General features: G+C 71.3%; 15 protein-coding genes. 4 read left to right on the forward strand and 11 right to left on the reverse strand.

The genetic code is table 11. The annotated features are described in order from the left end of the window. Positions 1 to 14 precede the first annotated feature (14 nt). Positions 15 to 1,862, forward strand: coding sequence for a DUF3352 domain-containing protein (locus KFLA_RS14385; protein ID WP_012920525.1), 1,848 nt, complete (start codon positions 15 to 17; stop codon positions 1,860 to 1,862). On the opposite strand, the gene KFLA_RS14390 is transcribed toward KFLA_RS14385, so the two are convergent. Then, on the reverse strand, positions 1,837 to 2,637 hold the full coding sequence (locus KFLA_RS14390; protein ID WP_041289325.1) for an alpha/beta fold hydrolase: 801 nt from the start codon (positions 2,635 to 2,637) through the stop codon (positions 1,837 to 1,839). The genes KFLA_RS14385 and KFLA_RS14390 overlap by 26 nt on opposite strands. Positions 2,638 to 2,647: 10 nt before the next feature. After that, positions 2,648 to 3,856 carry an MFS transporter gene (locus KFLA_RS14395; protein WP_012920527.1) on the reverse strand — a complete coding sequence of 403 codons (1,209 nt, stop codon included), beginning with the start codon at positions 3,854 to 3,856 and terminating at the stop codon, positions 2,648 to 2,650. Between the two features lie 78 nt (positions 3,857 to 3,934). On the opposite strand from KFLA_RS14395, the gene KFLA_RS37450 reads away from it, so the two are divergent. Together KFLA_RS37450 and KFLA_RS14405 are read left to right on the forward strand one after the other, a co-directional pair. Next, positions 3,935 to 4,771: a helix-turn-helix transcriptional regulator gene (locus tag KFLA_RS37450; protein WP_012920528.1), complete on the forward strand. Its 837-nt coding sequence runs from the start codon at positions 3,935 to 3,937 to the stop codon at positions 4,769 to 4,771. Positions 4,772 to 4,860: 89 nt separating this feature from the next. After that, the gene (locus KFLA_RS14405) at positions 4,861 to 5,232 is read left to right on the forward strand and encodes a VOC family protein (protein WP_012920529.1); all 372 of its coding nucleotides are present in this window, start codon (positions 4,861 to 4,863) and stop codon (positions 5,230 to 5,232) included. 9 nt (positions 5,233 to 5,241) lie between these two features. Here KFLA_RS14405 and KFLA_RS14410 read toward each other — a convergent pair whose 3' ends face one another. The 6 genes from KFLA_RS14410 to KFLA_RS14430 form a co-directional block, all read right to left on the reverse strand. Next, positions 5,242 to 6,051 carry an amidase gene (locus tag KFLA_RS14410; RefSeq protein WP_012920530.1) on the reverse strand — a complete coding sequence of 270 codons (810 nt, stop codon included), beginning with the start codon at positions 6,049 to 6,051 and terminating at the stop codon, positions 5,242 to 5,244. Beyond that, positions 6,051 to 6,215, reverse strand: coding sequence for a hypothetical protein (locus KFLA_RS37940; RefSeq protein WP_012920531.1), 165 nt, complete (start codon positions 6,213 to 6,215; stop codon positions 6,051 to 6,053). Before KFLA_RS37940 ends, KFLA_RS14410 begins: the two co-directional genes overlap by 1 nt. Positions 6,216 to 6,331: 116 nt before the next feature. Continuing rightward, positions 6,332 to 8,170 carry a DNA helicase RecQ gene (gene recQ, locus KFLA_RS14415; RefSeq protein WP_012920532.1) on the reverse strand — a complete coding sequence of 613 codons (1,839 nt, stop codon included), beginning with the start codon at positions 8,168 to 8,170 and terminating at the stop codon, positions 6,332 to 6,334. A 124-nt stretch (positions 8,171 to 8,294) separates the two neighbouring features. Next, positions 8,295 to 11,618, reverse strand: a complete 3,324-nt coding sequence (locus KFLA_RS14420) for a S8 family serine peptidase (RefSeq protein WP_012920533.1) — start codon at positions 11,616 to 11,618, stop codon at positions 8,295 to 8,297. A 116-nt stretch (positions 11,619 to 11,734) separates the two neighbouring features. Continuing rightward, complete coding sequence (locus tag KFLA_RS14425) at positions 11,735 to 12,154, reverse strand: VOC family protein (protein WP_012920534.1); 420 nt, start codon at positions 12,152 to 12,154, stop codon at positions 11,735 to 11,737. Then, positions 12,151 to 13,005, reverse strand: coding sequence for an AraC family transcriptional regulator (locus tag KFLA_RS14430; protein WP_041289326.1), 855 nt, complete (start codon positions 13,003 to 13,005; stop codon positions 12,151 to 12,153). The genes KFLA_RS14425 and KFLA_RS14430 overlap by 4 nt, the downstream gene beginning before the upstream one ends. A 150-nt stretch (positions 13,006 to 13,155) precedes the next feature. Between KFLA_RS14430 and ilvD the strand changes: the two genes are divergently transcribed. Continuing rightward, the gene (gene ilvD, locus KFLA_RS14435; protein WP_012920536.1) at positions 13,156 to 15,006 is read left to right on the forward strand and encodes a dihydroxy-acid dehydratase; all 1,851 of its coding nucleotides are present in this window, start codon (positions 13,156 to 13,158) and stop codon (positions 15,004 to 15,006) included. Positions 15,007 to 15,078: 72 nt separating this feature from the next. Here the strand turns inward: ilvD and KFLA_RS14440 are convergent, their stop codons facing one another. Genes KFLA_RS14440 through KFLA_RS14450 form a run of 3 tightly spaced genes read right to left on the reverse strand, consistent with a single transcriptional unit; the run spans position 15,079 to position 16,339 of the window. Beyond that, a complete protein-coding gene (locus KFLA_RS14440; protein WP_012920537.1) occupies positions 15,079 to 15,384 on the reverse strand; it encodes a type II toxin-antitoxin system PemK/MazF family toxin in 306 nt (101 codons plus the stop codon). Then, the gene (locus KFLA_RS14445) at positions 15,384 to 15,620 is read right to left on the reverse strand and encodes a ribbon-helix-helix domain-containing protein (RefSeq protein WP_012920538.1); all 237 of its coding nucleotides are present in this window, start codon (positions 15,618 to 15,620) and stop codon (positions 15,384 to 15,386) included. Before KFLA_RS14445 ends, KFLA_RS14440 begins: the two co-directional genes overlap by 1 nt. A gap of 50 nt (positions 15,621 to 15,670) precedes the next feature. After that, a complete protein-coding gene (locus KFLA_RS14450) occupies positions 15,671 to 16,339 on the reverse strand; it encodes an LON peptidase substrate-binding domain-containing protein (protein WP_012920539.1) in 669 nt (222 codons plus the stop codon). Positions 16,340 to 16,374: the final 35 nt, after the last annotated feature.

Consider the following 16,374-nt stretch of genomic DNA (forward strand, 5'->3'; position numbering starts at 1 on the left):
CGCGAGGGGGCTAGATGTCCGACCAGACGAACCCGCCGGTTCACCCGCACCATCCTGGTGCCGCCGGCGGTCCGCAGGGCCCGAACGGGCCGTACTCCGCTCCGCAGGACCCGCGGTTCGGTCCGCAGCAGCCGGGGACCGGTGCGCAAAGCAACCAGTTCGGTGCTCAGGGCAACCAGGGACCGTGGCAGCAGCCGGCCGGGCAGCCGCCGTACCAGGGTGGCGGCCAGTACCAGGGCCGGCCGCCGTACCAGGGTGGACCGGCGCAGCAGCCGTACCCGGGGCAGCCGCCGTACCAGAGCCAGACCGGGTACCAGGGCCAGCACCAGGGGCAGGCGCAGTACGGCGGTCCGCAGGCCGGCGGCGGTCAGCCGCCGTACGGGCCGGGTTTTCCGGCCGCCCAGCAGTGGCAGCCGGAGCCGCGCAAGAAGCGCGGCAAGCTGATCCCGCTGGTCGCGGTGCTGGCTGTGCTCGCCGTCATCGGCGGCGGTGGCCTGTTCGCGTACGCGCGGCTCAACGGTGGCGGTGGCCAGCCTGCCGAGGTCCTGCCCGGCACGGCGGTCGCCTACGCCCGAGTCGACCTGAACCCGTCGGCCGGCCAGCGGGTCGCCGCGCTGCGGTACCTGATGAAGTTCCCGTCGGCCAAGGAGCGGATCGGGCTGACCGGCGAGAACGACGACCTGCGGCAGAAGCTGTTCGAGCTGATCAAGACCGAAGCCGGCGACGACCTGGCCGACGTCGACTTCGACAAGGACGTCAAGCCGTGGCTCGGCGACCGGGCCGGACTGGCCGCGCTGCCGCCGTCCGGTGACCGCGAGAAGCCCGACGTCGTGGTCGCGGTCCAGGTGAAGGACGAGGACAAGGCCACGAAGGGCCTGGACAAGCTGTTCGCCAAGGAGACCGACAAGCCGGGGCGGGTCTTCACCGACGGCTACGTGCTGCTGGGGGACAACCAGGCGATCGTCGACGCGGCGGCCTCCACGGCCAAGGACAGCCCGTTGAGCGAGAACGCGAAGTTCGACGGCGACATGTCGGCGCTCGGGGAGCAGGGCTTCGCGTCGTTCTGGGCCGACACCGCCGGACTGAGCTTGCTTGCCCAGGACGACCTCACCGAGCAGCAGCGCAAGGCGATGCCGGCCGGTTCGATGGCGGCGGCGGTCCGGTTCGACGCGCAGTACGTCGAGCTGAAGGGGGTCGTGCGCAGCGACGAGAAGGTCAAGACCGGGTCGACGGATGCCGGCGAGCTGGTGTCGCAGCTGCCGGACACCACCGCCGGGGCGTTCGCGCTGTCGGGTGGCGCCGAAATGGTCGACACGATGTGGGCCCAGCTGCAGAAGTCGTCGAGCGAGCTGAACCTCGACGAGCTGACGAAGAACTTCACCGCCGAGTACGGGCTGAAGCTGCCGGACGACCTGAAGCCGCTGCTGGGCCGTAACCTGGCCGTCGCGATGGACAAGGACGACGAGAGCGGCCCGAAGATCGCGGCCCGGATGGAGTCCGACCCGGCCAAGGCCGAGCAGGTCGTGGACAAGCTGATGAACCTGGTCCGGACCCGGTCCGCGGTGCGGGTCCCGGTCGAGAAGGCCAAGGACGAGGACACCCTGGTGATCGCGACCGACCAGGCCTACGCCGACCAGGTGCTCAAGGGCGGCAACCTCGGCCAGTCCGAGAACTTCAAGCAGGCCGTGCCGGACAGCAAGGGCGCGGTGATGGTCGGCTTCGTCGACTTCGAGGCGGCCGCGTCGCTGAGCGACGAGATCAGCTCGAACAAGGACGCCTCGGCGCTGCGGTCGGCCGGTGTGACGGCTCGCCAGACCGGTGAGGGCCAGGCCGAGTTCACTCTGCGGGTGGTTGCGAAGTAAGCACCCGGTCGAAGAAGACCCGGACCGCCGCTGCCAGGCTGTTCGGGTCTTTTCGATGGATCCAGTGCCCGGTCGGGCCGACCGTGACCAGCTGGGTCGCCGGCCGCCGGCGGACCATCTCGGCCGCCAGCGGCTCGCTCAGCAGAAAGCTGTTCGCTGCGCGAAGCAACAGAATTGGCTGTGCGGCGGCCAGCCAGTCGTGCCACCAGTCACCGGCGTTGCCGTGCTGCACCGCCATCATGACGTCCGGGTCGAAGAGCAGCTGCCACCGGCCGGTCCGCTCGACCACGCTCTCGAGGAAGTAGTCCGGGGCAGGGGTGGCCGCGAAGAAGTCGACCGCGTCGGCCCGGGTCGCGAAGTGCCGCGGCCAGCTGGTCACGTCGAGCACCGGCCGGTCCAGCGCCGACTCGTCGGTGACCGCGCCGACGTCCTCGACGACCACCGCGCGAACGAGCTCGGGGCGCCGCGCCGCCAGCTGGTACGCCGTGACGCCGCCGAGCGAGTGCCCCATCACCAGAGCCGGCGCCGGTAACAGCCGCTCGACGAACGCCGCCGCGTCGGCGACGAAGGCGTCCCGGCCGAAGTCGTCGGCAGGACCGGTCGTCAGCCCGTGACCGCGCAGGTCCGGAGCGATCACCCGGTACGCCGGGGCCAGCCGACGCGCCACCTGGGCGAACGTGCGACCGCGGCCGAACACGCCGTGCAGCGCGAGAACCGGCGTACCGTCGCCGCCGGCGTCCTCGTAGTGGACCTGTCTGTTGTCGATGGCAATCATTGGCACGGCTTCAGCTTTCCCGATCCGGGGACCGGGTGGGTACACCCGTCAGGTGCACCTTGCGGCGACCCACGGCGGTGAGTGTGCTGACGGCGACGACGGCGGCGGCCAGCACCAGGCTGGTCCGCAGCCCGGTCAGAAACTGGCTCCCACCGAGCAGCAGGCCGAAAAGTGCAGCCGCAGCTCCGCTTCCGGTCTGCCGGCTGGCGTTGAGCAAGCCGGCGCCGAAGCCGGCCCGGCTGCTCGGTACGCCGTCCAGCATCATCGCCGTCATCGCCGGAGCGACCAGACCCGCGCCGGCGCCGATCGGCAGCAGCCAGCCGATCACGACCCAGAGCGCGATCCGGTCGTCGACCGAGCACAGCCCGAGCAGACCGACCAGCATCAAGGTCTGACCAAGGACCAGGACCCGGGTGGCGCCGTGGCGGGTGGTCAGCCGGGCGGCCAGCAGGTTCGCCGGGATGATCAGCAGGGTCATCGGGACGAACACGAGCCCGCTGGTCCACGCGGACCGGTCGAGCAGTTGCTGCACGAACAACGTGACGACGAAGATCGCGCCGTACGAGGCGAAGTTGACCGTGAACCCGGTGACGGCGCTGACCACCACCGCACGGGACCGGAGCTTCGTGCCGGCGCCGGCCGGCCGGCGTACCGGGTGGTCGGCGGGGCGGAGAGCGAGCGCGGTCACCAGAACGGCGATGCCGAGGACGACGTTGAGCCAAAAGGTGGCCGGCCAGCCGAACGCCGTGGTGATCGCGCCGCCGACGGGAGAGCCGACGACCAGGGCGACGGCACCTGCGGCCGTCCAGTGCGCGATCGCCCGGGTACGGCGTACCTGGTCCGGGGCGGCGGCGGTCAGCATGGCCAGGCCGGACGGGAGGATCGCCGCCGCGGCCGCGCCCTGGACAGCGCGCGCTGCGAGGAGGAGGGCGAGGGTGTCGGCGAGGGCGCAGACGGCCGAGGTGATCACGAACGCGACCATGCCGAGCCCGAAGGTGCGGCGGGCGCCGATCCGGTCCGACCAGGCGCCGGCCGGAAGCAGGCACACCGCGAACACGAGGGAGTAGCCGGTCAGTACCCAGGCGAGGGCCGGACCGGTGCCGAGCTCGCGGCCGACGGAGGGCAGCGCCGTGGTCACCAGCGAGGAGTTGAGGGTGATCAGGAAGAACGAGGAGGCGGCCGCGCTCAGGGCGAGGACCGGCTGGGTGGATACGCGCACACCTACTACCGTGGGATGCTGCCGGCCGCCGGAAAAGGTTGCCGGGTGCACCTGTCAGGGACAGTCAGGAGGTCGCCGATGTCGCGGTACGCCGACCGGGCCCGCGAGCTCGGCGCGTTCCTGCGCGAGCGTCGCAACCGGCTCACGCCCACTCAGGCCGGGCTCCCGGACGTCCCACGCCGTACGCCGGGGCTGCGCCGCGAGGAGGTCGCGGAGCTGGCCGGGCTCAGCGTCGGCTACTACACCCGGCTGGAACAAGGTCACGCCCACCACCCCTCGGCCAGCGTGCTCGACGCGCTGGCTCGGACGTTGCGGCTGACCGAGGACGAGTCCCGCCACCTGAACGCGCTGACAGATCCGACGGTCACCAGCGCCGCCGCCGAGCAGCGCATCTCCCGGTCCGCGTCGCGCTTGCTGGACCTCTTCGCACCGCCCACCGCCGTTGTCGTTCTCGGCCGGACCGGCGACGTGCTCGGGTGGAACCGCTCGGCGACGCTGCTCTTCCCGGGCCGGCTGCCGCCGCCGGGGGAGCGGCCGGGCCCCAGCGCCAACAACGCCCGCTACATCTTCACCGACCCGTCCGCTCGGGACCTGTTCGCCGACTGGCCGGAGGTCGCCGACGACGCCGTCGCCCACCTCCGCTCCGCCGCCGGCCACCTCGTCGACGATCCCACCGTCCGCACCCTCGTCGAGGAACTCACCGCCGCCAGCCCCGACTTCGCCGCCCGCTGGTCCCGCCGCGACGTGCGCGAACGCGTCACCGGCGACAAGAACCTGAACCACCCCACCCTCGGCCCGCTCACCATCGGCTACGACGTCACCGCACTGCTCGACGCACCCAACCAGTGGCTGATCGTCTACTCCTTCCCACCCGCCGCCGCCGACCACATGCGCCACCTCCTCACCGACGCCTGACCCCAGGCGGAAATTTCCTCGCGGGCGATGTCGAAAGCGCCGGGCCGGCTTCTACCTCCGGAAGTACAGCAACCCGAAAGGACTTCCGGATGAACCACATCACCGCCATCGGCACGGTCGCGATCCCCGTCACCGACCAGGACCGTGCCGTCGCCTTCTACGTCGGCACGCTCGGCTTCGAGCTGCGGATGGACGCCGCGCTCCCGCAGCTCGACGGCCGGTGGATCGTCGTCGCCCCGCCCGGCTCCACCACCTCGATCGCCCTGCAGCCCGCCTCGGACCAGACCCCCGCCGGCACCGACACCGGCATCCGCCTCAGCACGCCCGACGCGGCCGCCGCCCACACCGCCCTGGCCAGCCAAGGTGTCGGCGTCGCCGACCTGCTCAGCTGGCCAGGCGTCCCACCGATGTTCAGCTTCCAGGACCCCGACCACAACCGGCTCTACCTCGTCGAGCAGTGAGGCGGTGTGTCAGCAGTTGGGGATGCCGGGCAGCTTCGCGTCCGGGTGGTCGATGTAGATGTTGGTGATGTAGCCGCCCTGGTCCCGTAGCCGGGACCACCAGTTGTTGGTGTGTCCCTCCGCGGTGACGGTGTCACCCTGCTTCTGGCACTGGACGAACACCTGGGTCGGGCCGGCCAGGGTCGCGACGATCGGTGCGTTCAGCCGGGCGTCGGCCCGGACGTTCACGCCGGAGCCGTAGGTGCTGAAGTTGTACGTCGGTGGCGGGCTGCCGCCGAGCAGGCTCGCCACCTCGGCGCGCATCGAGTCGAGGTTGACCGCGTACGGGTCGATCTTGCCCGTCGTGCTCGTCTCGCGGTGACCGCGGACGTAGCTGGCGTCGCGGCCGAGCCGGCGGAGCACGGCGGCGGTCGCCTTCAGCGAGGCGCTGTACTGCGCCGGGCTCATCTGCTGGCTGACGCCGTTGTAGTCGATCTCCCAGCCGATCAGCATCGTGTTGCCGTCACCGGCCGGGATCGGGCCGCTGACCCGGGCGGCGCCGGCGTGGTTGCAGCGGCCGGCCGAGATGACGTGGAAGACGCCGTTGTAGTCGACCAGAGCCTGGGACAACGGGCCTTGCAGGTCCGACCGGCCGTTGATGACGACGTTCAGCGCCGGGTGCGGGTTGCTCGGGCTGGACGTCGACGACGCGGTGTGGTGCCAGAGCACGCCGATCGGGTTGAACGACCCGGCGACGGCCCGGCCGAGCCAGTTGCCCTCCTCGATCACCTGGACGCCGGCGGCCCGCAGTACGTCGGCGAGCCACGGGATGGTCGCCATCAGGAGGCCTGGAACAGGTCGGCGGCGCACTCCAGGACCTTGGGACGCCGGGGGCGGGGTGCGGCAGAGGCGGCGTGGGGAGCGAGCGCGGCGGCCACGACGACGGCCGGCACGCCGAGCAGGAGGCGCCGGCGGGCGAGCTGGAGCTGGGCGGAGGTTTGCATGAACGTGCTCCTTCGAACAGTGGGCGGACTGCGCCGGAGCACCGCGGTGCCGTACCGCGAACCTCCGGACAGGTGCACACAACACTGTCCGGCCCGCGGGCGGACCTGACCACCTTTTAGATCTCCGCCAAAGCCTCCAGCACTCCGTCGCCGTACTTGGCGAGCTTGTTCTCGCCGACGCCGCTGATCGTGCCGAGCTCGGCGAGCGACGACGGCCGGTCGGTGGCGATCTGCCGCAGCGTCGCGTCGTGGAAGATCACGTACGCCGGCATGCCCTGCTCCTTCGCCACTGCGGCCCGCCACGCGCGCAACCGCTCGAACACCGGCGCCGCCTCGGCCGGCAGGTCGACGACCTTCTTCTTGCCGCCGCCGGACGACGACGACTTCGACCGCCCGACCCGCTCGGGCTCGCGGCGCATCATCACCTCACGCCGGCGGCCGAGCACCTCGGCGCTGCCGGGCGTGAGCACGAGCGTGCCGTAGTCACCCTCGACGGTGAGCAGCCGTTGCGCCAGCAGTTGGCGGATCACCCCGCGCCACTCGGTGTCCTTGAGCTCGGTGCCGATGCCGAACACGCTCAGGTCGTCGTGCCGGAACTGCTTGACCTTCTCCGTCGGCTTGCCGAGCAGGATGTCGATCACCTGGCCGGCGCCGAACTTCTGGTTCCGCTCGTGCTGCAGCCGGTAGACGGTGGAGAGCAGCTTCTGGGCCGGGATCGTGCCGTCCCAGGACTCCGGCGGGGTCAGGCAGGTGTCGCAGTTGCCGCAGGGCTCGCCGTGCTGGCCGAAGTACGCGAGCAGCTGGACGCGCCGGCACTGCACGGTCTCGCACAGAGCGAGCATCGCGTCGAGGTGCGCGCCCAGCCGGCGGCGGTGCGCCGCGTCGCCCTCGGAGGTGTCGATCATCTTGCGCTGCTGCACGACGTCCTGCAGCCCGTACGCCAGCCAGGCGGTGGAGGGCAGTCCGTCCCGCCCGGCCCGGCCGGTCTCCTGGTAGTAGCCCTCGACCGACTTCGGCAGGTCCAGGTGCGCGACGAACCGCACGTCCGGCTTGTCGATGCCCATGCCGAACGCGATCGTCGCGACCACGACCAGGCCGTCCTCGCGCAGGAACCGGGACTGGTTGCGGGCGCGGGTCCGGCTGTCCAGGCCGGCGTGGTACGGCACGGCTTCGATACCGTTCTGGGTCAGGAAGGCGGCGGTCTTCTCGACGCCGTTGCGGGACAGGCAGTAGACGATGCCCGCGTCCCCGGCGTGCTCGGTGCGCAGCAGGTCGAGCAGCTGCCGCTGCGGGTTGTCCTTCGGCACGATCCGGTACTGGATGTTGGGCCGGTCGAAGCTGGCGACGAAGTGCTTGGCGTCGGTCAGGTTGAGCCGGGTGGCGATCTCGGCGTGGGTCGCCTCGGTCGCCGTCGCGGTCAGCGCGATCCGCGGCACGTCCGGCCAGCGCTCGTGCAGCTGCGACAGCATCAGGTAGTCGGGCCGGAAGTCGTGCCCCCACTGGGACACGCAGTGCGCCTCGTCGATCGCGAACAACGAGATCTTGCCCTGGTCGAGCAGCCGCACGGTCGCCTCGACCCGGAGCCGCTCGGGGGCCAGGTAGAGCAGGTCCAGCTCGCCGGCCAGGAAGGCCTGCTCGACCTCGCGGCGCTGCTCGAAGTCCTGCGTGCTGTTCAGGAAGCCGGCTCGCACGCCGAGCGCGGTGAGGGCGTCCACCTGGTCCTGCATCAACGCGATCAGCGGCGAGATCACCACCCCGACGCCCGACCGGACCAGCGCCGGGATCTGGTAGCACAGGGACTTGCCGCCACCGGTCGGCATCAGCACCAGCGCGTCGCCGCCGCCGATGACGGTGTCGATGATCTTGCGCTGCTCACCGCGGAAAGCGTCGTACCCGAACACTCGCCGCAGGACCTGCACAGCTTCGGACTCAGGCAGTTCGGTCGTCTCGGCCACCTGGCGATTCTACGGAGATCGGCGCCGCCCGGGGGGACGCCTGTGGATACCGCGGCTTGCGGCAGCTCACGGTTCCCGCGCGCCGCCGGTCCCACCCCACCACGGGGATGGGACCGGCGTACCGTCAGCGCAGGCGGTACGCGCGCTCGATGGTCTGCTCGACCGTGTTGCCGGCACTGTCCGCGGCGGTGGCGCGCAGCGTGACGTACTGCGCGGTGGCGGGTGTCTCGAAGACGGCCAGGTAGCGATTCCTGCCGCTGGGCAGGACTCGAGCCGCGGTCCACTGCAGCCCGTCGTCGCCGGACACCTGCACCCTGAACCGGGTGAGGGTGCCGGCCTTCGCTCCGGGCGGGTGCTCGACCGTCACCGGCAGGACCGTGTGCTTCGTCCGCGGCACACTGCCGTGGTCGTCGGCCCGCAGACCGAAGCGCACCGCCCAGAGCGGCAGCACCGCACCCTGCCGCCCGGCCGACGCGGACCGGAAGCGCCAGCTCGCCGACACCTTGGTGGACAGCTCCTTGCGGTCGGCCCGATCCGCGGACGTACGCAGCTCGTACTGCGCACTGCCGGCGGGTAGTTCGGCCGCGATCCGCCCGGCCTGCTGCGACTCGGCGATCGGCTTGCCGTTGCGGTAGAGCGTCGTCCGGGCTGCTTCCGGCCGGCCCCACTCGGGGGTGTAGAAGCTGCTGTGGCCGCTGCCGTCCGCGTGCAGCGACAGGTGAACCGACAGTTGGTCCTCGACCCGCCGGGCGTGCTGATCGTAGGACTCCAGCGCTGCACGCGGCTGAGCGAACCTGGTTGCGGGTCCGGCGATCGCGGTCCTCCACACCTCGGTGGACGAACGCCCGGGCCGGTGCCGCTTGGGCGTGCTGTCGGAGTTCAGGGACGTCCCGGTGTAGCCCTCATGCAGGATGGTGGACCACCGGACGTCCGGATCCGCCGTCGCATACTGCACGATGGACGGCGGAAGCTTGGTGTACCCGAAGAGGATGCGAGGACTCGTCGGCAGGCCGGTGACGTGCGCCAGATGCCCGATGAAGTGCAGGCCCACCTCCGGTTGCGGCCCGTCGACGGCGAAGCGGTGCACGATCCTGGCCAGCTCGCGATCGCGGAAGTGCCGGTCGTACCCGGTGAAGAAGGCCCCGCGGCGCTGGTCGGACAACGAGTACGTGTACGGGGAGTTGTCGTAGGAGCCGTCGCTTTCCCGGCCCAGGTGGCTCTGCACGAAGGAGAAGAAGCCGGTACCCGCGGCCGACGGCCCGAGCTGGGCGGTGAAGTGGGAGTCGAGATCGCCGTTCCAGATCGAGGACAGGTAGGGCTCCGTCCCGCTGCCTCCGCGCGGCTGCACCAGCCCGACGTTCGCCATCGCGGGAATGGAGCCCGGTTGCTCGACGGAAACCCTCATCGGTCGGGTCTTCCGGGCGTCCACGACCACCGTGCGGGCGCGGTCCACGACGAGCGCGGGCTGCACGGTCCAGTACAGGCGTCCACGGTCGGCATCGGCGGCGTACACCAGCGACTCGACGAGATAGCGGCCCTTCGGGACCCGGACCACTGTCTCGCCGTCGGGGTCGTACGGCGCCTCCAGCACGTCCCGGTCGGTACCGACCAGGACGTTCGTCGCGTCCGCCTGCTTGCCGTCGCGGTCGAGCGTGCGCAACGTCAGGTCGTAGCTCTCGACCTCCTTGTCGACCTGCAGCAGGGTCGACGCGACGCGCTTGCCGTTCGCCGTGGCGGTGATCCGGCCGGAGTACAGACCGTCCGGGCCGGCGTGCCGGGTGCTGATCCGGACCGCCACCGAGGCGGTGCCGCCGGCCGGGACCACGAGCCGACGGGTCGAGAGGCTGACCGTGCCGGCCGGCGCCCGGCGTCCGGTGGGACCGGTCAGCGCGGCGTCCAGAGCGAGGGCGACCGGCTTGGTGCCGTCGTTGTGGAACGTGGCTTGCCGGGTGACGAGCCGGTCGTCGGTGTGCGGCCAGCGTTGCGTGCCGAACATCAGGCTGCCCGGCACGCTGAAGACGGTCTGCGTGATCGCCCCGGCGACGTCGATCCGGCCCGCACCCTGCTCGTACACCGACTGGTTCACGGCAGGCCGGGCCGAGGCCGTCAGCGCAGCCTTCAGCCGGTCCGCGGTCCAGTCCGGCCTGCGCTGGACCAGGAGCGCGGCGGCGCCTGCTACGTGCGGCGTCGCCATCGACGTGCCTGACATCGCGGTGTACGCCGCTCCTCCCGGCCGGGCGTTTGCCAGCGCGGCGGTGATTGCCACGCCGGGGGCGGTGACGTCGGGCTTCACCGCGCCGTCGCCGATCCGGGGACCGCGGCCGGAGAACGGCGCCAGCTCGTCGTACCGGTCGACCGCGCCGACCGCCAGCGCCGCGTCCGCCGAGGCGGGTGACGACACGGTCCGGCCGAACGGCCCGCTGTTGCCGGACGCGACGACGAAGAGCGCGCCGGTGCGGGCGGTCAAGGTGTTCACAGCGGCTTCGATCGGGTCCACACCGGGAGTGTCCGGGCCGCCGAGGCTGAGGTTCACCACGTCGGCGTCCTGCTCGACCGCCGCCCACTCCATCGCGGCCAGGACCGCCGACTCCTGGCAGCCGCGGAACTGGCAGACCTTGGCGTCCAGCAGCTCGGCTCCCGGTGCCACCCCGCGGTACCGGCCGGCCGACGCCTTGCCGGTGCCGGCGATGGTCGACGCGACGTGCGTTCCGTGGCCGACCAGGTCGCCTGTCGGGTCGCCGGTGAAGTTTTTCGCCGCTTTCACCTGGCCGGTCAGGTCGGGGTGCGAGGTGTCGATGCCGGTGTCCAGGACGGCCACCGTCGCTCCGGTGCCGGTGTAACCCGAGCGCCAGGCGGCCGGCGCGCCGATCTGGGGCACGCTGCGATCCAGCGACACCTGACGCAGGCCGTCGAGCCAGACCTTGCCGATGCCGCCCTGCCCCGGGGCCAGCGAGCGCCACGTTGCCGCGAGGTTCTGCTTGCGGGCGGTGACCGCGACGCTGCCCGCGGTCGGCAGCGCCCGGGTGGTCCGCAGGCCGTCCCGCCGGGGGAGGCCTGGGACGCGGCTTGTCCCCGACGCCACGATCAGCGGCAGGTCCGAGCTGCGCCCGTCGTCGTAGCCGGCCGCGATCAGGGTGGTCAGATCGAACAAGCGCCGGTCCAGCCGGCCGCTCGCGACCAGGTCCGCGACGTCGGCCGGTACGGCGTACAGCTGGCCGTCGATCCGGCGGATCGAGACCCCGACCTTCTCGCGCCCCTCGGCCGGGTGGATCTCGACCTGGGCGCCGCCTCGCGACACCTGCACCCGATCACCGGTGACCAGCGTGACGACGTGGGCGTCCTTCCTGCCGGTGGGGTCGGGTGGTCTTGCGCCGGTCGCGCCGGTCGGCGGGACGGCACCGGCCAGCAGGACGGCAGCCAGCAGGACCCTCACAACTCGTCGTCTCACGAAACGCTCCCTGTGCCGGACGTCTGAATGACGATCGGGAGACGGAACGCAAGGTCGGGAGGATGCCTGGCCGGGAACCTTTCACCGTGGGTCGAACAGTTGGCGGTCGTCGCAGGTCAGCGCTCACCTGCGTACGTGCCGATGCTCCAGACGTTGTCCTCGGGATCGGTGACGCTGAAACCGCGCGATCCGTAGTCCTCCTCGCGCATCTCCCGCAGCAGGGTCGCGCCGGCGGCGAGCACGCGTTCGTAGACCGTGTCGGGATCGCTGTGCACCAGGTAGACCGCCTGCCGCTGGCCGGCGAGCTGGTCGAACTCGTTCGGCTCGGCGTTGCGGTCGATCGAGCTGACCATCACGCCGCCACCGGCCGGCCAGGTCAGCTCCGCGTGCGCGATCGATCCCTCGGCCGCGCCCGGGTGCGCGGCGACCAGTGTGAATCCCAGCCCCTCGGTGAGGAACGTCAGGGCGGCTTGCCCGTCGCGGTAGACCAGCGTCGGCCAGACGCCGATCGCGGTGTCGTTCTTCGTCGTGTTCATACCCGCGACTGTGCGCCCTGGTCGCCGGTCCTGTCTTGTACGGATGGGAGCTCCTCGGCCATCCACTGCCGCGGCGAGCAGCCGGCCAGCGCGTTCCACTCGCGGGTGAGGTGGGCCTGGTCGGCGTACCCGAGGCCGGCGGCGAGATCGGCCAGTTTGGTCCGGGGCTGCTGCTTCAGCCGGCGCACTGCCTGCTCGAAGCGGAACACCCGGGCCGCCACCTTCGGCGCCAGCCCGTACTCTCGCCGGAACCGCTCGGTCAAGTGCCGCCGCGACCACCCGACCTCTGCCGCCAGTTCCTGGACGCCGATGCCCCCGGCGGTCTGCTCGAGCCGGCGCCACGCCCAGCCGAGCTCCGCCCCCGGACCGGCCGCCGGCTCGTCCCGCCAGGCTTTCAGCAGCAGTCGCTCCACCAGTGTGAAACGCTCTTCCCACCCCGGTACTTCGCGCAGCCGCTCGGCGAGCTCCCCGGCCGGTCGGCCGAGCACAGCGTCGAGGGGAACCGCGGTCGAGGTCAGCTCGCTGGACGGAAGGCCGAGCAGGGCACGGCTGCCGGACGGAGTCAGCGCGAGCTGGATGCCGGACCGGTTGGGGGAGTCGCCGATCCGGACGGCGGCCGGGTGCAGCCCGCTGGCCAGCGTGTGGAACTTCTCCACCGGCGCACCGGGCCAGGCCAGCCCGAGCGGCTCGTCCAAGCTGATCACGACGGTCAGGAACGGCGACGGCAGGCCCCGGTGCAGCTCGGGTGGGTCGCCCCGGTACGCGTAGCCCATCAGGCCGGCCACGAACGGCCGCAGGGCGGGATGCGCCGCGCGGCTGTGGTAGTCGAACCGAAGCTGCTGCTCGGCCATGGTTCCCAGGCTAGGCGCGCGCTCCGACAGAATCGACGCGCGCGCCGCCGACCCCGGCGTACCGGCCGCCATGTGGGACCACCGTTTCGGCATCCGGACATCGGGTGGCACCATGCTGTGGGTCAGTCCGAGTAGCGAGGAGACACCGTCGTGCCTGCATTGAGGTCCCGAACCGTCACCCACGGCCGCAACATGGCGGGCGCCCGCGCCCTGATGCAGGCCTCCGGGGTAGCTCGGGAGGACTTCGGCAAACCGATCGTCGCCGTGGCCAACAGCTTCACCGAGTTCGTGCCCGGCCACACCCACCTGCAGCCGGTCGGCCGGATCGTGTCCGAGGCGATTCACGCGGCCGGCGGCATCGCCCGTGAGTTCAACACGATTGCGGTCGACGACGGCATCGCGATGGGGCACGGCGGCATGCTGTACAGCCTGCCGTCGCGGGACCTGATCGCGGACTCGGTGGAGTACATGGTCGAGGCGCACTGCGCCGACGCGCTGATCTGCATCTCGAACTGCGACAAGATCACCCCCGGCATGCTGATGGCCGCGCTGCGGCTGAACATTCCGACCGTGTTCGTCTCCGGCGGCCCGATGGAGGCCGGCCGGGCCACTCTGGTCGACGGCACCGTGCGCAAGCTGGACCTGATCGACGCGATGTCCGAGGCGGTCAACGAGAACGTCTCCGACGCCGACATCCAGCGGATCGAGGAGAACGCCTGCCCGACCTGCGGCTCGTGCTCGGGCATGTTCACCGCGAACTCGATGAACTGCCTGGCCGAGGCGATCGGTCTGGCGCTGCCCGGCAACGGTTCGGTGCTGGCCACCCACACCGCCCGCAAGGCGCTGTACGAGAACGCCGGCCGGACGGTCGTCGAGATCACCCAGCGGTACTACGAGCAGGACGACGAGACGGTGCTGCCGCGACGGGTCGCCTCGCGCGCGGCGTTCGAGAACGCGATGGCGCTGGACATCGCGATGGGCGGCTCGACGAACACGATCCTGCACCTGCTGGCCGCGGCCCAGGAGGCGGAGGTCGACTTCGGGCTGGACGACATCAACGCGGTCTCGCGCCGGGTGCCGTGCCTGGCGAAGGTCGCGCCGAACGTGGCGCCGGGCGGCACCTACTACATGGAGGACGTGCACCGGGCCGGCGGCATCCCGGCCATCCTGGGCGAGCTGTACCGGGCCGGTCTGCTGAACGAGGACATTCACACCGTGCACAGCGCCTCGATCGACGAGTGGCTGAAGAACTGGGATCTGCGCGGAGGCTCGCCGTCCGCCGAGGCGATCGAGCTGTGGCACGCGGCGCCGGGCTGCAAGCGGTCGGCGACGGCGTTCTCGCAGTCCGAGCGGTGGGAGACCCTCGACACCGACGCGGCCGGCGGGTGCATCCGCGACCTCGAGCACGCGTACTCCGCCGACGGCGGCCTGGCCGTGCTGAAGGGCAACCTGGCCGAGGACGGCTGCGTCGTGAAGACCGCGGGCGTCGACGAGTCGATCTGGACCTTCCAGGGCCCGGCCGTCGTCTGCGAGTCGCAGGAGGAGGCGGTCGAGAAGATCCTGGCCAAGCAGGTCCAGCCGGGTGACGTCGTGGTGATTCGCTACGAGGGCCCGAAGGGTGGTCCCGGAATGCAGGAGATGCTCTACCCGACGTCGTTCCTGAAGGGCCGGGGACTGGGCAAGGTCTGCGCGCTCGTCACCGACGGGCGTTTCTCCGGCGGTACCTCCGGTCTGTCGATCGGCCACGCGTCCCCGGAGGCGGCGTCCGGCGGCACGATCGCGCTGGTCCAGGACGGCGACCAGATCCGGATCGACATCCCGAACCGTTCGATCGAGCTGCTGGTGCCCGACGACGAGCTGGCCCGGCGGCGGGAGGTCCTCGGCGGCGTCTACGCCCCGAAGTCCCGCGAGCGCAAGGTCTCCCAGGCCCTGCGCGCCTACGCCGCGATGGCCACCAGCGCCGACAAGGGAGCGGTCCGGGACGTCAGCAAGCTCGGCTGACGACCCGCGAAGACGTAGCGTCCGAGGAACCTCGCGTCCAGCCGCTGAGGTTCTTCGGACGTCGGCGCGGCCTCACCGGAGATCGAGGTCGAAGGCCAGCGTGACGGCTTCGGTGAGGGCTGGTTCCTGGTCGGGCAGCAGGTAGCCGATCAGGCGGCCGAGCTGGAGCTTCGGGATCGTCTGGATGTTGTCGCAGCTGATCGCGCTCGGGTGGTCGAGACCGTTCTGCGGGCCGACCAGGACCTCGGTGGACAGGCCGCGCACGGTGCTGGTGATCGGGGCGACGGTGACGTTCGTCAGCCGGGGGCGAATCAGCTCGCGGGTGAGCACCACCACCGGGCGGGGTTTGTCCAGCCGGGCGATGTGGATGGGCCGCATCAGTCGAGGTCGGACAGCACGGTACCGCCGGCGGCCGCGGCGAGCCCGTCGAGATCGTCGGGCTCGCCGTGCGCGGCCAGCAACGCGAGATCCCGCGCGGCCAGCTCCCGCCGCCGCTCACGCTCCATCGCCCGGGCCACCACGGAGGCCCGGGAGGATGCCTTGTTGGCGTCGACGAGCTGGTCCATGAACTCCACCAGCTCGTCCGGCAACCGCACAGTGATCTGCTTGCTCATCCCCCGAAGATACCACTGTGGGATTCAGGCTGGTATGGCGTGGTGTGGACTCAGTTCGGGTGCATCGTGGACCACGACATGTCGGTGTCCGGTAGTGACGGGATGGCCGTGATCGCGGCCAGTTCGCTGTCGAGCAGGCCGATCAGCTGTGCCAGCCGGGTCGTGGTGTCCGGAGCTTCGAGCAGCTTCTGGCGCTCGGGCGTCAGCAGGGTGGTCGCGGCCGACATCAGGTACGACAGGGTGCCGGGGTCGTCGGGCAGCGAGCCGATGTGCAGGCCGGGCCGGCTGATCTCGGTCACCGCTGCGGCGTACCGGCGGAAGCGTTCGACCGCGATGGTCGCCGTACCGAGCGGGTCGTCGCCGAGCTCCTCGGGCAGCCACTCGACGTCGGCGAGCAGGTAGTCGCCGGTGCTGTCGAGCTGGTCCACCTTGAACCGCCGGTTGCCGGTGAGCGTGATCTCGACCGGCCCGTCGTCGCCGGCCTCCAAAGTGATCTCGGAGATCGTCGCGGCGCAGCCGGTGCCGTACAGCGAGCGGAAGACCCGGTCGCCGAGCTCGTAGCCGTCCCGCACCGCGATCGCGCCGCAGACCAGCTCGCCGCCGTTCTCGACCAGGTCCCGGACCACGGCACGGCCCTGCGTGTCCGTGATCGGCAGCGGTAGCACCAGCCCCGGGAAGACCACCGTCTCCACAGTGAGCAAGGGCAGACGGGAGTCCATACCGACGAGCCTAGGGCAACGACCCCACCGCCGTA

Source organism: Kribbella flavida DSM 17836, from assembly GCF_000024345.1.
GTDB classification, from domain to species: domain Bacteria; phylum Actinomycetota; class Actinomycetes; order Propionibacteriales; family Kribbellaceae; genus Kribbella; species Kribbella flavida.

Bases quoted from the DNA above. Each gene is read 5' to 3' on its own strand.
- KFLA_RS14385 (WP_012920525.1), top strand. From the start codon at position 15: ATGTCCGACCAGACGAACCCGCCGGTTCACCCGCACCATCCTGGTGCC.
- KFLA_RS14390 (WP_041289325.1), bottom strand. From the start codon at position 2,637: ATGATTGCCATCGACAACAGACAGGTCCACTACGAGGACGCCGGCGGC.
- KFLA_RS37450 (WP_012920528.1), top strand. From the start codon at position 3,935: ATGTCGCGGTACGCCGACCGGGCCCGCGAGCTCGGCGCGTTCCTGCGC.
- KFLA_RS14405 (WP_012920529.1), top strand. From the start codon at position 4,861: ATGAACCACATCACCGCCATCGGCACGGTCGCGATCCCCGTCACCGAC.
- KFLA_RS14410 (WP_012920530.1), bottom strand. From the start codon at position 6,051: ATGGCGACCATCCCGTGGCTCGCCGACGTACTGCGGGCCGCCGGCGTC.
- KFLA_RS37940 (WP_012920531.1), bottom strand. From the start codon at position 6,215: ATGCAAACCTCCGCCCAGCTCCAGCTCGCCCGCCGGCGCCTCCTGCTC.
- KFLA_RS14425 (WP_012920534.1), bottom strand. From the start codon at position 12,154: ATGAACACGACGAAGAACGACACCGCGATCGGCGTCTGGCCGACGCTG.
- KFLA_RS14430 (WP_041289326.1), bottom strand. From the start codon at position 13,005: ATGGCCGAGCAGCAGCTTCGGTTCGACTACCACAGCCGCGCGGCGCAT.
- KFLA_RS14440 (WP_012920537.1), bottom strand. From the start codon at position 15,384: ATGCGGCCCATCCACATCGCCCGGCTGGACAAACCCCGCCCGGTGGTG.
- KFLA_RS14445 (WP_012920538.1), bottom strand. From the start codon at position 15,620: ATGAGCAAGCAGATCACTGTGCGGTTGCCGGACGAGCTGGTGGAGTTC.
- KFLA_RS14450 (WP_012920539.1), bottom strand. From the start codon at position 16,339: ATGGACTCCCGTCTGCCCTTGCTCACTGTGGAGACGGTGGTCTTCCCG.